At 68.9% G+C, this 14785-nt stretch carries 10 protein-coding genes; 4 read left to right on the plus strand and 6 right to left on the minus strand.

The features are described 5' to 3' along the window. Positions 1–48: 48 nt before the first annotated feature. From AC5L36_RS07770 to AC5L36_RS07780, 3 genes are read left to right on the plus strand one after another with little or no spacing between them, the layout of a single operon-like run. On the plus strand, positions 49–2250 hold the full coding sequence (locus tag AC5L36_RS07770) for an MMPL family transporter (protein WP_441216905.1): 2202 nt from the start codon (positions 49–51) through the stop codon (positions 2248–2250). 31 nt (positions 2251–2281) lie between these two features. Next, a complete protein-coding gene (locus AC5L36_RS07775) occupies positions 2282–3478 on the plus strand; it encodes a sensor histidine kinase (protein WP_441216906.1) in 1197 nt (398 codons plus the stop codon). Beyond that, positions 3475–4161: a response regulator gene (locus tag AC5L36_RS07780; protein ID WP_441216907.1), complete on the plus strand. Its 687-nt coding sequence runs from the start codon at positions 3475–3477 to the stop codon at positions 4159–4161. The genes AC5L36_RS07775 and AC5L36_RS07780 overlap by 4 nt, the downstream gene beginning before the upstream one ends. 481 nt (positions 4162–4642) lie before the next feature. On the opposite strand, the gene AC5L36_RS07785 is transcribed toward AC5L36_RS07780, so the two are convergent. From AC5L36_RS07785 to AC5L36_RS07795, 3 genes are all read right to left on the minus strand, one after another. Continuing rightward, positions 4643–5512, minus strand: coding sequence for a carbohydrate ABC transporter permease (locus AC5L36_RS07785; protein WP_441216908.1), 870 nt, complete (start codon positions 5510–5512; stop codon positions 4643–4645). Then, a complete protein-coding gene (locus AC5L36_RS07790) occupies positions 5509–6399 on the minus strand; it encodes a carbohydrate ABC transporter permease (protein WP_441217162.1) in 891 nt (296 codons plus the stop codon). Before AC5L36_RS07790 ends, AC5L36_RS07785 begins: the two co-directional genes overlap by 4 nt. Positions 6400–6532: 133 nt before the next feature. Continuing rightward, positions 6533–7804 (minus strand): ABC transporter substrate-binding protein, encoded by a 1272-nt coding sequence (locus tag AC5L36_RS07795; RefSeq protein WP_441216909.1) that lies wholly within the window; start codon positions 7802–7804, stop codon positions 6533–6535. 344 nt (positions 7805–8148) lie between these two features. Here AC5L36_RS07795 and AC5L36_RS07800 point away from each other — a divergent pair, with 344 nt between their 5' ends. After that, positions 8149–8862: a FadR/GntR family transcriptional regulator gene (locus AC5L36_RS07800; protein WP_441216910.1), complete on the plus strand. Its 714-nt coding sequence runs from the start codon at positions 8149–8151 to the stop codon at positions 8860–8862. Here the strand turns inward: AC5L36_RS07800 and AC5L36_RS07805 are convergent. From AC5L36_RS07805 to AC5L36_RS07815, 3 genes are all read right to left on the minus strand, one after another. After that, positions 8859–9857 (minus strand): LacI family DNA-binding transcriptional regulator, encoded by a 999-nt coding sequence (locus AC5L36_RS07805; RefSeq protein WP_441217163.1) that lies wholly within the window; start codon positions 9855–9857, stop codon positions 8859–8861. The genes AC5L36_RS07800 and AC5L36_RS07805 overlap by 4 nt on opposite strands. Before the next feature lie 102 nt (positions 9858–9959). Beyond that, complete coding sequence (locus tag AC5L36_RS07810) at positions 9960–12779, minus strand: glycosyl hydrolase family 95 catalytic domain-containing protein (RefSeq protein ID WP_441216911.1); 2820 nt, start codon at positions 12777–12779, stop codon at positions 9960–9962. Positions 12780–12804: 25 nt separating this feature from the next. Further along, positions 12805–14607, minus strand: a complete 1803-nt coding sequence (locus tag AC5L36_RS07815; protein ID WP_441216912.1) for a family 43 glycosylhydrolase — start codon at positions 14605–14607, stop codon at positions 12805–12807. Between the last annotated feature and the right edge of the window lie 178 nt (positions 14608–14785).

The following is a 14785-nucleotide window of genomic DNA, read 5'->3' on the forward strand; positions in this document are numbered from 1 at the left end:
CGTCACGGAGATCGTGATGTCTTCCGACACTTCAGATGGAGACGTCCTGTGGCAACGTTATTGGCTCGGCTCGGCCGGTTCGCTTTCAGGCGCCGCGGCCCGGTGGTGCTCGTGTGGCTGGCCATCCTGGCCGGCACTCTCTTCGCCGGCCTGACGGCGGCGGCAGCGCCCGACGACGACTTCTCGGTGCCGGGCATCGAGTCGCAGACCGCCTTCGACCTGATGCGGCAGCGGTTCCCCGGCCTCACCGCCGACGCCGGCGACGCGACCGTCGTGTTCGTGGCCCCGGCGGGCGCGACGGTGACCTCGGCGCCGTACAAGTCGGCGATCGAGTCGGCCGTCCGGCAGCTCGCCGGCGGCGGTCAGGTCGCCATGGTGGACGACCCGTTCCAGGCCGGCGCGGTCAGCGGCGACGGATCGGCGGCGTACGCGAGCATCAGGTTCGCCGTGAAGGCCAGCGCGGTCACCGACGCCAGCGTCGCGGAGATCGAAGCCGCCGCCGATGCCGCGAGGAAGGCGGGGCTGACCGTCGAGGCCGGCGGCAGCGCGATGGAGCCCGGTGGCGGTGGTGGCGTCGCGGAGATCATCGCCATCGGTCTCGCCGCGGTGATCCTGCTGATCACGTTCGGCTCGCTTGTCGCAGCGGGGCTGCCGCTGCTGACCGCGCTGCTCGGGGTCGCGGTGAGCATGATGTCGATCCTCGCGGTCGGCAACGCGCTCGGCCTGTCCGCCACCACCGGCACGATGGCGCTGATGCTGGGTCTCGCCGTGGGGATCGACTACGCCCTGTTCGTGGTCTCCCGATACCGCGAGGAGCGGGCCCGCGGCCTTTCCGCCATCGACGCGGTCTCCCTCGCGGTGGGCACCGCCGGCTCCGCCGTGGCGTTCGCCGGCCTGACCGTGGTGATCGCGCTGGCCGGCATGGCGGTGATCGGCATCCCGATGCTGACCAAGATGGGGCTGGCCGCGGTCGCCGCGGTGGTGGTGGCCGTCCTTGTCGCGCTGACCCTGGTACCGGCGGTGCTCGGGTTCGTGCCCGACAAGGTGCTGTCCCGCTCCGCCCGCCGCGGTCAGGTGGCCGCCGGCGACAAGGCTCCGGGTCGCGGCGGCACCCGGTGGGCGCGGCTTGTGCTTCGCCGGCCGATCGCCGTCCTGGGCCTGGGTGTGGCGTTGCTCGGCGCGCTCGCGATCCCCGCCGCGTCGCTGGAGCTGGGTATGCCGGGGGACGAGTCCAGGCCGACCTCGACGACGCAGCGTCGGGCCTACGACGCGCTGGCCAAGGCGTTCGGCCCCGGCTTCAACGGCCCACTGATGATCGTGGTCGATGCCAAGGGCGCGGCCGACCGGGAGAAGGCGGTCGAGTCCATCGCCGGCGGGATGGCCGGGACGAGCGGGGTGGTGTCGGTCTCCCCACCGATCTTCAACGACGCCAAGGACACCGCGCTCTTCCAGGTCGTCCCCTCCACCAGCCCCACCGACGAGGCGACCAAGGACCTGGTCCGCGACCTGCGCGACGCGCGAGCCGAGCTCACCGGCGGTACGGGTGCGACGTTCAAGGTCACCGGGACGACGGCGGTCAACATCGACCTGGCCGGCAAGCTCCAGGACGCGCTGCTGCCCTACCTGGCCACGGTGGTCGGGCTCGCCGTGTTGCTGTTGCTGCTGGTGTTCCGCTCGATCCTGATCCCGGTCAAGGCGGCTCTCGGTTTCCTGCTGTCGGCGGTGGCCGCGCTGGGGGCGATGGTGCTGGTGTTCCAGGAGGGGTTCGCCGCCGGCCTGCTGGGGGTCGAGCAGACCGGTCCGATCATGAGCGCGGTGCCGATCTTCATGATCGGGATCGTGTTCGGGCTGGCCATGGACTACCAGGTGTTCCTCGTGTCGCGGATGCGCGAGGACTACGTCCAGGGCGAAAAGCCGCGCGGGGCGATCGAAGCCGGTTTCCGGCACAGCGCGCGTGTCGTCGTCGCGGCCGCTCTGATCATGATGGCCGTCTTCGCCGGGTTCATCGCCGAGCACGACGCCTTCATCAAGATGATCGGCTTCAGCCTCGCCGCCGCGGTGTTCCTGGACGCGTTCGTGGTCCGGATGGCCATCGTCCCGGCGGTCATGGCGCTCCTCGACCGCCGCGCCTGGTGGCTGCCGGGTTGGCTTGACAGGATCCTGCCGAGGGTCGACGTCGAGGGCGCGAGCCTGAGCCGCGATCCGCTGGGCGCGCCGGACCGCGAGCTGGTCCGTTCGGGAAACAATTGACGCCAGCACAGCGGCGCACAGGAGGAGCACCATGGCCAGCCTGGAGGAGTACGTCGAGCGGTACCCGCGGCTGACCGACGTGGTCATCGTGGTCGCCCTGCTCGGTGGCGCGGTGATCGGGGCAAACCTCTTCGGGCCGGGCGAGAGCCGTCCGCAGGGTGTCTGGATCGCCGAGGTGGCGACGGGGATCGCCTGCCTGGCGCTCTTCAAGGCACGCGAGCGCCCGCGGATCACGGTCGTGGTGGCCACCGTCTGCGCCGTCGTCACGGGCGGACTCGGTTTTGTCCTCTCCCCGCTCCTGCTCGCCCCGCTGATGGTCGCGCTGTACTGGCTGGCCGCCGCGACCGACTCCCGGACGACCTGGGCCTACGGCGGCGTCGCGACCACGCTCGTGGTCGCCGCCGCCGTAGGCGTCACCCTCGACAAGATGGTGGCGCTGCGCGCGATCGGGCCCGCGCTGTGGCTGTTGCTGCCGCTGGCGATGGGCAGCCGGAGCCGGCTGCGACACGCCTGGCTCGAGGCCGTACAGGCCCGCGCCGAGCACGCCGAGCGGACCCGCGAGGAGGAGGCGCGGCTGCGGGTCACCGAGGAGCGGATGCGCATCGCGCGCGACCTGCACGACGTCGTGGCACACCACATGGCCGTGGCCAACGCCCAGGCCGGCACGGCCGCCCACCTGCTGGAGTCCAATCCGCAGCTCACCAAGAAGATCCTTACCGACCTCAAAGCCACCACCTCCTCGGTCATGCTCGAGCTGCGCGACACCGTCGGCGTCCTGCGCAAGACCGGCGCCGGCGCGGACACCCTCGAACCCGCGCCGGGGCTCGCCCAACTCCCCACCCTGCTGGAGTCGTGCCGATCCGCGGGCCTGGCGGTCGACGTCGCCGTCGAGGGAGAGCCCCGGGATCTGCCGCCCGGGGTGGATCTGACCGCCTACCGCATCATCCAGGAGGCGCTGACCAACGCCACCAAGTACTCCGCGTCGGCGACCGCCTCGGTGTGCCTTCGGTACAGCGGCACCAAGCTCACCATCACGGTGACCAACGACCGGCGCGCCGACGACCAACCAAGGCGCGGCTCCCCCGGCTACGGCATCATCGGGATGCGCGAACGCGCCCACGCGGTCGGCGGCGACCTGCGGGTCAGCGACAGCGGCGACGCCGCCTTCGAGGTCGTCACCGCCCTGCCGCTGCATCCGCACGCGCCCGCACCCCAGGCCGCGCCGTGACGATCCGCGTCCTGCTCGCCGACGACCAGGCGCTGCTGCGCGGGACGTTCCAGCTGCTGATCGACTCGTGCGACGACCTCGAAGTCGTCGCCGAGGCCGCCGACGGCGCCCAGGCCGTCGACCTCGCCCGCAGACACCACCCCGACGTCATCGTGATGGACGTGCGGATGCCCGGCACGGACGGACTGACCGCCACCGAGACCATCTGCGCCGACCCCGCTCTGGCCGGCACCCGGGTACTCATCCTCACCACCTTCGAAAACGACGAGCACGTCGCCCGCGCCCTCCGCGCCGGCGCCAGCGGCTTCCTCGGCAAGTACGTCACCACCGACGCCCTACTCGAAGCCATCCGCGTCGTCGCCGCCGGTGAAAGCCTGCTCTCCCCCGGCGCCACCAAGGCCCTCATCGCCCAGTTCCTCGCCACCCCACCACCCGGCACCGCCGCCCTGCCGCCCACCACGCCGGGGATCCGCGAACTGACCAACCGCGAGCTGGAGGCCATGAAGCTTGCGGCCGACGGCAAGTCGAACGACGAGATCGCCCGGGAGCTCCACCTCAGCGTGCTCACCGTGCGCACCCACATCCAGCGAGCCATGTCGAAGGTCGGCGCCCGCGACCGCGCCCAACTCGTCGTCCTGGCCTACAAGAACGGCCTCGTCACACCGGACCCAGGCACGATCTAAAGCTTGATCTGCCCACGTCCGCGCCAGTTGCGGACCGCATGCTCCCGCGGGCACCGCTCCGGCCGGCGGCGAGCTGGCGCTCGCCGAAACCCCCGGCCTCCGCTGCCGGGCCCGCGCGGCAAGCCCGACGCACCCGCGTCCTGCGGCACTGCTTGGCCCGGCCGCGCAGCGCATACGACGGCATACGGCACGGCTCCCACCGCAACCACCCACCGACAAAGCAAACAAGCCGGGGACGGCCCCGCCGGAGCCCGAGGCCCGCGCCGGAGGCGCCGAACCAACCGCAACCACGCACGCGGCCGCCACCTGGGCGCACGAACGGGGCAGCTCGACAGCAACTGGTGCGCGACCAACAGCGGACGGGTGAGGCCGCGGGAGCAGCGGTCTGGACCACGACGGACATCGCGGTAGCTCGAATCTTCTTTCGGCCCAAGGTTTTGAGGCCACGGAGGCAGCGCCCCCTGACTCCGGGAGCTCGCCGTCAGCCCTTGAACGCGCCTTCCATGATCCCCTGCACCAGGCGGCGGCCGACGAAGACGAACAGCACCAGCAGCGGCAGCGTGGCCAGGAACGAGCCGGACATGGCCAGGCCCAGGTCGATGTCCCGGCTGCTCTGAAGCGCCTTGATGGCGATCTGGACGGTGTATCTGTCCGGTGACTTCAGCACGATGAACGGCCACAGGAAGTCGTTCCAGGCGGTGACGAACCCGAACAGTCCCAGGACGAACGCCGCCGGGCGGACCAGTGGGAAGGCGATACGCCAGAAGATCTGCCAGGTGGTCGCGCCGTCCACGCGGGCGGCGTGCATCAGCTCGTCGTCGATGGTGCTGGCGATGTGCTGACGCATCCAGAAGATGCCGAACGCGCTCGCCAGCCCGGGGACGATCACCGCCTGCAGGGTGTCCACCCAGTTGAGCTGCGACATGATCAGGTACTGCGGGACGATGGAGAGCTGGGCCGGCACGGTCATGGTCAGCACGACGATGAGGAACAGCGTGTTGCGGCCGGGGAAGTGCAGCTTGGCGAAGGCGAAGCCGGCCAGCGCGCACAGCACCGCCTGGCCCACACCGATCGCGGTGGAGATGAAGAGGCTGTTGAGGAGCGCTTGCACGAACGGCACGATGTCGAAGACCAGGCGCGCCAGGTGCAGGAAGTTGCCGCCGGGCACGATGTGCGGTGGAAGGCTGTGCGCGGTGGCCGAGTCCGTCGTGGCCACCACGAACATCCAGTAGAGCGGAAACACGCTGAGGAACACCATGGCGCAGAGCGCCGCGTACACGGCGACGGGGAGCCGGTTGATCTTGCGCCGACCGCGCTTTGCCCGCCCGGTGGTGGAGGATGCGGTGTTCATGGACGCTCCGAGCGAATGCGGGTGACCAGCAGATAGTTGATCGCGGCGATGATCACGACCACGACGAAGAGCGCGACGCCGATGGCAGCGCCGTAACCGAAGTGGAACCGGGTGAAAGCCTGCTCGTAGAGGAACAGGGTGAGGGTCTGGCACTGCCGTGCCGCTCCACAGGTCTCTTGATTTACCGGGCTGAGCAGCAGCGGCTCGGTGAAGATCTGCAGCCCGCCGATCGTCGACGTGACGACGGTGAACACGATGATCGGCCGCAGCGCGGGGATGGTGATGTGGCGAAACTGCTTCCAGCTGTTGGCGCCGTCCACGGCGGCGGCCTCGTACAGATCGCGGGGCACCGACTGAAGCGAGGCGAGATACAGCAAGGTGTTGTATCCGGTCCACCGCCAGGCAACCATCGTGGCGACCATGATGTGGCTGCCCCACACCGACGCGGTGAAGTCGATGTGCTCGAAACCGAGCAACCCGAGGAACCAGTTGAGCATGCCGTAGTCGCGGTCGAAGAGCTGGGCGAAGATGATGGTCGTCGCCGCCACGGAGGTGACGTAGGGAACCAGCACCGACATCCGAAACAAGGTGGCCGCCCGCAGCCGTACGTGGTTGAGCACGTGCGCCATGCCGAGCGCGAGCAGCAACTGCGGCACCGTCGACAGCACCCAGATGCTGAACGTGTTGCGCAGCGCGCCCCAGAACCGCGGATCGTCGAGGAGCTGGGAGAAGTTGGCCAGCCCCACATAGCGATGCTCGCCGATGGGATCCCAGTCGAACAGGGAGACGTAGAACGTGAACAGCAGCGGGAACAGCCCGAAGATGAAGAAGAGCAGGAAGAACGGCGCGATGTACGCGTACGGCGCCACTCGCTCGCGCACGCCCATCTGGATGTGGCGGTAGCGGGTCGGCCGGGCAGTGCCCTTCGGGGCCGTGGCTGGGCTGAGCGTGGTGGTCAAGCGGTCACCTTCCGGACGTGGCGGCCGGCTGGGCGCCGGCCGCCGTCACGTCGTCGTCCATTCAGCCGCGGATGGCGTTCTTGACGTTGGCCAGCGCGGTGCTCCACGCCTTGTCCGGGGCGAGCTTGCCCTGCTCGACGCTGGTGACGGCGTTGAGCAGCTCGGTGCCGATGGCGGCGTCATCCACACCGATGTAGAACGGCTTGATATTCAAGACGGAGTCGGTGTAGATCTTGCCGATCGGTGCGTTGGAGAAGAACGGCTCGGTCCTCCCGACGAGCTGCGGGTCCGAGTAGACCGACGGCGTCGTCGGCAATGCCCCCTGCACCAGGAAGTGCTCGAGCTGGCCGGCCGGCGACTGCATTTCGGCGATGTAGTTCCAGGCTGCCTGCGGGTTCTTCGCCCGCTTGGGGATGGCGAGATAGCTGCCGCCCCAGTTTCCCGAGCCGCCGGGAATAGCGGCGATATCCCACTTACCGGATGTTTTCGGGGCATTGGTACGGATCGCGTTGAGCATCCACGACGGCGCGGACATGGCCGCGAAGTCACCCTTGGTCATGCCCGCGGTCCAGCCTTCCGTCCACGACTGTTGCTTGGCGGAGATGCCCGCCGCGTGGATCTTCAGGGTCTGGTCGAACGCGGCCTTGACCTGTGGGTTCTTGTCGTAGGACAGATTGCGGTTGGCGTCGTAGTAGCGCTCCGAACCCTGGTTGACCGCCTGGAAGAAGACGCTCGTCGGGATGTTGTCGATGAACGGCTTGCCGGTCGCCTTGACGTACTGCTTGCCGACCTCCGTGAACGCGTCCCAGGTCGGCCACAGCTTGGACACCTGCTCCCGATCCGTGGGCAGACCTGCGGCCTTGAACAGGTCGGTTCGGTACGCGATCGCCATGCCGCCGACATCCGTCGGTATCCCGATGATCTTGCCGTCCTCGGTGACCGACTGTTTGATCACCCAGTCGAGATAGTCCCCCTTCACCTTGTCGGCGCCGAGCGTGGCCAGGTCCACGAAGTTTTCCGGGGACTCCATGAACTTCGGCAGGTTGTCACCCTGGATCAGCACGAGGTCGGGCACCTTGCCACCGGCCAGCCCCGCGGTGAGTGCCTGTGCCGTCTCGGTCGTGCTACCCACCTCGGTGAGCTTGACGTCCACGTCTGGGTGCTTCTTCTTGTACCTATCGACCTGGATCTTCTGGTTGATCTGGGTGAACGACCAGAACTCGAACGCCTTCGAGTCGGACGATCCGGAGTCGCTGTTGGATCCTGGCGTACAGCCGACGACCAGGAGCACGGCTGTGGCGAAGGTAGCTGCGGTGGTGACGACGCGCTTCACGCGGCCCTCCAGACAATGGTCGTGAGCTGCGGCGGCCGGAAGTGACCGCTCAGGAAGAGCCATGCCCCCGTCGGCGGCTCTGTTTCCGGAAGACTTCCGGTATTCATATTCTCGTATGACGTATGACCATACTCAGCACCATGAATCCCGTCAATGATCGCCGCGGCCCCAGGGATCGACGGATCGATAGACCCTTTCGGCTCGGACCCGAAACTTTCGGCGGCTGCGGCTCGACTCGAACTGCCCGTCCCGGAGGCGCTTCGCCGCCGACCCGCCGCCGACCCGCCGCCGGCCGGCCGCCAGGTAGGCTGACCGTCGCCAGACCAAGGCAGAAGTGGACGTCGATGTCTCGCACGGACGAAGTCATCAACAGCATCAAGCGGATGATTCTCGAAGGGGTGTTTCGCCCCGGAGACCGGCTGCCGGTCGAGAAGGACCTCGCCGAGTCGCTCGGCGTCTCGCGCGGCTCCCTCCGGGAAGGGATCTCCGCCCTGTCGATCCTCGGCGTCGTCGACACGCGGCAGGGCGACGGCACGTACATCACCAACCTGGATGTGACGAAGCTGCTCGCCCCGATGGGCTTCGTCGTCGACCTCGAAGGGCGCGGCAACGCCCGCCACCTCCACGCGGTCCGCCGCCTGCTCGAGTGCGAAGCGGCCAGGTTGGCCGCCACAAGGATCACCGACGCGGCCTTGGCCGAGGCCCGGGCATTGCTCGACGAGGCGGTCCGGATCGCCGGCGAGGTGCCACACGACCACGAGCGCGTCATCGAGATAGACATCAAGTTCCACCGCATCATCGCCGCCCACACCGGCAATCCGGTACTGGTCGGCCTCGTCGAGGCGTTCGCCGGCCGCACGGTGCGCGCACGGCTGTGGCGGAGCCTGCACGAGGAGGGTGCCGACCAGCGCACCCACGAGGAACATCTGGCGATCTGGAAGGCGCTGGCCGCGCGCGACCCGGAACGGGCCCGGATCCGGATGGCCAACCACCTGATCGGCGTGGAGGAAGCCCTGTCCGGGCTGTCCGACGACGAAGCGGCGCCGCCCAAAGACTAGGTGCCGGTGCGTCGAAGGCCGGCGGTGCTCGCCCGCACCACCAGGTCGGGTGGCAGCCGCGCGTGTTCCACGGGCAGCTCCCCGCTCCGGTCGATCCAGTCGAGCAGGACCGCGAGGCTGCGCCGGCCGAGCTCGGCGAAGTCCTGGTGGACCGTCGTCAGGGGAGGCAGGAAGTAGCCCGAGTCCGGAGTGTCGTCGAAGCCGACGACGCTGACGTCTCTCGGCACCCGCCGGCCGGCCTCCTGTAATGCGCGGAGTACGCCGAGCGCGATCTGGTCGCTGCCGCAGAAGATGGCGGTTACGGACGGATCGTGGGCGAGCGCCAGGCCTCGCTCGTACCCGGACCTGGCGCTCCACTCGCCGGGCCAGATGGCGGGTATCGGCGCCTCGGCCGTGAGGAGCGTGCTGCGCCATCCCGAGATGCGCTCGCGGGCCTCGGGCCAGTCGGACGGGCCCGCGACATGATGGACGGTGGTGTGACCGAGATCGAGCAGGTGCTGGGTGGCGAGGCGGGCGCCGGCCACGTTGTCGATGCGCACCGTGGGCGTGGTGCCGCTGATGCCGCCGCCCACGCCGACCGTGGGTAGACCTGGTGGCACGAGCAGGAGGGCGTCCGTCAGCGCGGGCTTCGGCGCGATCGCGATGATCCCCTCGACCACGTGCTGGCAGAGGCGGTCGACGGCCTCCAATATGGACCGCCGGTCGATGGCGTGTACGTTCGCGACGGTGACCAGGTAGCCCGCCGCGCGGGCGGCCTCCTCGATCCCGTACAGCATCGAGGACGGGCCGAAGAGGGTGGTCTCGACTCCCAGCACACCCAGGATCCCGGAGCGGCGCGTGACAAGCGCGCGGGCGGCGAGGTTGCGCCGATAGTTGAGTTGTCGCATGGCCGCCAGCACCCGCTGCCGGGTCCCCTCCCCCACGCCGGGACGCTTGTTCAACACCCGGGACACCGTCTGGTTGGAAACGCCGGCAGCCAGCGCCACGTCCCGCATGATCGATCGCGGCCGCCCACCTTTGTCCGGCTCGGATCGCGGCACCGGATCGGCGTACCACCGTTCGTGCTCATCGTCCATCAAGGACCGACCGCACCTCCTTCATGTGGTCGTACAGGTGACGTTGGTCGGAGGGTTGTTCGCCCCGCTCGTGGAGGCGACGAACCCGAACGTGGTGGAGCCACCGGCGGGGAGCGCGCCGTTGTAGGCCACATTGGACACGGTCACGTTCGCGCCGCTCTGCGTGTGCGTACCGCTCCAGATCTGGTTGATGACCTGTCCACTGGGGAACGTCCAGGAGACGGTCCAGCCCTGGATGGGCACCGAGCCGGCGGTCACGGTCACCTCGCCCTGGAAGCCGCCCTGCCAGGAGCCCTTCACGGCGTACACCGCCCGTGCGCCGGAGGGCGGGGGCGAGCTGGGCGGGCTCGTGGTCGGGGATATCGAGGCAGTCGGGCTCACCGACGCGGTGGCGCTCAAGGTCGGTGACGGTGTCACGCCCGGCCGCGCCGCCCGGTAGGTGTGTCCCGCCCGGACGGCGAGCTGGACGACGTCGGTCTCGGGTCGCGTGGTGGCCGGTGTGGTGCCGTCGGTGGCGTCGACGAGGGTGAAGCTGCCGGTGAACAGCCGCGCACGCAGTTTGACGGTGCCGTCGCGGTCGGCCCGGACGACGAGCTCGTCGGCCTGGCCACTGGTCCACGCCATGCCGACGGTGTATCCGCCGCGCCCGCGGAGGCCGCTGACGCTGCCGGTGGGCCAGGCGGAGGGCAGGGCGGGCAGCAGGTGCAGCTCGTTGTTGTGGCTGTGCAGGAGCATCTCGGCGATGCCGGAGGTGGCGCCGAAGTTGCCGTCGATCTGGAAAGGCGGGTGCAGGTCGAACATGTTCGGCGCCAGCCGATCGGTGCGCACCAGGTCACGCAGGAGCTTGTGCGCACGGGCGGCGTCCTCCAGCCGGGCCCAGTAGTTGATTTTCCAGGCCAGCGACCAGCCGGTGCCGTCGTCGCCACGCAGCTCCAGGGTCTGCCGGGCGGCGGTGTGCAGCTGCGGCGTCCCTCGCCTGGTGATCTGGTTACTGGGATGCAACCCGTACAGGTGCGAGACGTGCCGGTGGGTGCGTTCGGTCTCCACCCAGTCGGCCAGCCACTCCTGGATATTGCCCCGCGACCCGACCCGGGTCGGTGGCAACCGATCCCGGGCGGTCAACACCTGAGTGCGGAAAGTCGCGTCCACGCCAAGGATCTCCGCCGCTCGGGCACAGCCGTTGAACAGGTCACGCAGGATCTGGTTGTCCATCGTCGGCCCGGCACACACGCTGGCGTTGCTGTGGTGCGGCAGCTCCGGCGAGTTCGACGGGTTGGTGACCAGGTAGCCGAGCGTGGGGTGGGCGACGAGCGTGTCGAGGAAGAACTGCGCCGCGCCTTTCATCGCCGGGTAGTTCGCGCGCAGGAACTCGACGTCGCCGGTGAACAGGTAGTGGTCCCAGATCATCGTGGCCAGCCAGGCACCGCCGGTCTGCCACATCCCCCACACCGCACCGTCGACGACCGAGGCGCCGCGCCAGGCGTCGGTGTTGTGGTGGGTGACCCAACCACCGGCCCCGTACTGGGCTTGCGCGACCCGGGCACCGGTCACCGTCAAGTCTTTGATCATGTCGAAGACCGGCAGGTAGCACTCGGCCAGGTTGGTGCTGTCGGCCGGCCAGTAGTTCATCGGCAGGTTCGCGTTGATCGTGTACTTCGAGTCCCACGACGGCGCCATCTGGTCGTTCCAGATGCCCTGGAGATTGGCTGGTTGGCTGCCCGGCCGGGACGAGCAGATCAGCAGGTAGCGGCCGTACTGGAACAGCAACGCCGAAAACTGCGGATCGTTGCTGCTGGCGTGCTGGGCGATCCGCACATCCGTGGTCTGGTCCGCCGCGGCGGTCCGCCCCAGGTCGATCGACACCCGGCCGAACAGGGCCTGGTAGTCCGCCACATGCCGGCTACGCAACTGGTCGAAGGCGACCGTGCGGGCCGCGTTCAACCGACCGCGGGCGATGCCCTGGTAGTCACCGTTGACGGTGCGGTAGTTGACATAACTGGAACCGATCGACACCAGCACGGTGACGCTCGTGGCGCCGTTCACCCGCAGGGTGCCACCGGAGCTGGTGACCGTGCCGCCGGTCGCGACGGCATTGGCCAGGGCCAGGAAACGGACCTGCCCGGTGATGCCCTCCATGCTTCCGGAGACCCCGTCCAGGCCGATCGTCGCACCATCAGGGCTCGATACGGTGGTCCGCTGTGGACTGTCGAACGTCGCGGTGAACGTGATCGCGTTGGCCCGATCCGCGGTCAACCGGACCACGATCACCTGATCCGGCGCACTGGCGAACACCTCCCGCTGAAACCGCACCCCGTTCAACACATACGTGGTGATAGCTGTGGCGGTGGTCAGGTCGAGGGTCCGGTTGTACTGCGACGCGCCGCTGGCGCTGCCGAAGGCCAGCCGCAGGTTTCCGACCGGCTGGTAGGCCAACTGCCCCACCGGGCTGCCCAGCATCGTCTGGTTGATCAGATCCTGCGCCTGCGTCCACTGATCGGCGAACACCCGCCGCCGAATCTCCGCCAGATTGGCCGCGCCACGGGTGTTGGCCGAGTCGTACGGGCCACCGGCCCACACGGTGTCCTCGTTGAGCTGAAGGCGTTCGGTGTCGACGTTGCCGAACACCATGGCGCCTAGCCGGCCGTTACCGATCGGCAACGCCCGCAACCAATCCGTTCCCGCCGACTCGTCGTACCAGAGCGCCAGGTCGTTGGCGGCCAACACCTGCGGCGGCGCCACCGAGTCGGCCTTCGCCACCGCCGACCAACCCGCCGGCAACAGCGCGGCACCGGCACCGGCCGCCCCGACCCCGAGAAGCTTCCTTCGAGTCACTTCAGACATGGTGATTTCTCCCGCGGCGCGATCGTCAAGGGCTGGTGCAGGTGAGTGAGGGCATCGATGACGTACCGCCGGCGGTGAAGCCGAACGACGTCGAGGCTCCCTCGCCGAGCGAGCCGTTCCAGGCGACATTTCGAACGGTCGCGGTGGAGCCACTGGTGGTGAGAGTTCCGTTCCAGACCTGGCTGATCGTCTGTCCACTGGCGAGAGTCCAGCGCACCGTCCAGCCGTCGATGGCGGAGGATCCGGCGGTCACCGTGACGTCGCCCTGGAACCCGCCGGACCACGAGCTGGTGGTGCGGTAGGTCGCGGCGCACGCACCGCTCGGCGGCGGGCTGGAGGGAGGCGGCGTCGTCGGGGGCGGGGTGGTCGGGTCGCCCGTGTTGAACTGCCACCAGTTGAGGTTGAACAGGTCGCCACCGCCGCCGGTGAAGCGCAGGTAGAGATCGTGGGTGCCGGTGGCGCCGCCGACCGGGCAGGTGACTGTGGTCCAGGTCTGCCAGCCGCCCGTCCCCGACACGCCGCAGGTGCCCACGACCGGACCGCTTGTGCCGTCCAGGCGCAGCTCGATGCGGCCGCCGCTGGTGGCGGAGGCGACCCGGGCGTTGAACGACGTGGCGCCGCTGCCGAACGCCACGCCCTTGACCTTGATGTAGTCGCCGTTGCTGATGTGGGCGACGTTCATCCCGCCTTCGCTGGCCGGTTCGGTCTCCACACCGGCTTCCCAGGCGATCGTCTCGGCTTCCTGCCGCACGTACGGGTTCAACGTGCCGATCTGCGGCGGACCGGCGGTGGTCATGTTGATGGTGGGGATGGTGCCGTTGGCGTTGTAGGTGAACTTCTCGACGGCCACCGAGCGGGTGTATCCGCCACCGCCGGGCAGGGCGCCGTTGTGGTAGAAGAAGTACGAGCCGCCGTTGAAGTCCACGATCCCGGGGTGGTTGGTAAAGCTGCTGCCCTGGCGCGGCATGATCGTCCCGCGGTAGGTCCACGGACCGGTCGGGCCGGGGGCGGTGGAGTAGGCGATGAACTCACCGCAGCACTCGGCCGCGAAAATCATGTAGTAGAGGCCGCCGCGCTTGTAGACCCACGGCCCCTCCTCGTACAGCGTCGGCCGGCTGGGGTTGCCCGACCTGGCACCGAAGCCGGCCGTGGTCAACGGGATCTGCGTCGGCGCGCCGGAGTACGAGATCATGTCGCTGTTCAGCCGCACGTACCACAGCCGCGGATTGCCCCAGTACAAGTAGGCCTGGCCGTCGTCGTCGATGAACACGTTCGGATCGATCTCGCCGTTGCCCACCAACGGTCGACCGATCGCGTCCCGAAACGGCCCGGTCGGGCTGTCCGAAACGCCGACCCCGATCGCCATGGAGCCGTTGGACCGCTGCTTCACCGGCACGTACCAGTAGAACTTGCCGTTGCGCTGGATCGTGTGTCCCGCCCACGCGTCCGCCGACGCCCACGCGAACGTGGAAAGGCTCATCGGCGAGCCGTGGTCGGTCCAGTTCACCATGTCGGCCGACGACCACACCCGCCACTCCCGCATGGTGAAGTACGTCGACCCGTCCTCGTCGTGACCGGTGTACAGGTAGACGCGGCCGTTGTGCACCAAGGGCGCCGGGTCGGCCGTGTAGATGGTCTGCACGATCGGGTTGTCCGCCCGGGCGGGCAACGCCACGGCGGACAGCACCCCGACACACAGCAAACCGACGGCCGCCGCCAGGGCGCGCTTGAATGTCGCGGCGTGGAGGAACGAAAGTGTCTTTCTCACGGCGCTCCCTCGGGAGTGTGGCCGGCACGCGGTCGGCGTATCCGGCCCGATGTGACGCATACGCAGGTATGGGATCGACGCCACGCGGCACGCTCTCGCCCGACGACCCTGCCCACGATCGCCCGGTGCGCACGGCGCCGGCTCAGCCACCATGCCTTCCATCGAGGGCTGTCAGTGCGGACAGTAGGCCAATGATCTGATGAATGTCAACGTTTCCGTGGCAGTGCGGCCTGGATGG

Source organism: Phytohabitans sp. LZ39 (assembly GCF_059359075.1).

Coding starts and splice junctions, on each gene's coding strand:
- AC5L36_RS07775 (WP_441216906.1), top strand. CDS start 2,282: ATGGCCAGCCTGGAGGAGTACGTCGAGCGGTACCCGCGGCTGACCGAC.
- AC5L36_RS07785 (WP_441216908.1), bottom strand. CDS start 5,512: ATGAACACCGCATCCTCCACCACCGGGCGGGCAAAGCGCGGTCGGCGC.
- AC5L36_RS07790 (WP_441217162.1), bottom strand. CDS start 6,399: ATGGGCGTGCGCGAGCGAGTGGCGCCGTACGCGTACATCGCGCCGTTC.
- AC5L36_RS07800 (WP_441216910.1), top strand. CDS start 8,149: ATGTCTCGCACGGACGAAGTCATCAACAGCATCAAGCGGATGATTCTC.
- AC5L36_RS07805 (WP_441217163.1), bottom strand. CDS start 9,857: ATGCGGGACGTGGCGCTGGCTGCCGGCGTTTCCAACCAGACGGTGTCC.
- AC5L36_RS07810 (WP_441216911.1), bottom strand. CDS start 12,779: ATGTCTGAAGTGACTCGAAGGAAGCTTCTCGGGGTCGGGGCGGCCGGT.
- AC5L36_RS07815 (WP_441216912.1), bottom strand. CDS start 14,607: ATGCGTCACATCGGGCCGGATACGCCGACCGCGTGCCGGCCACACTCC.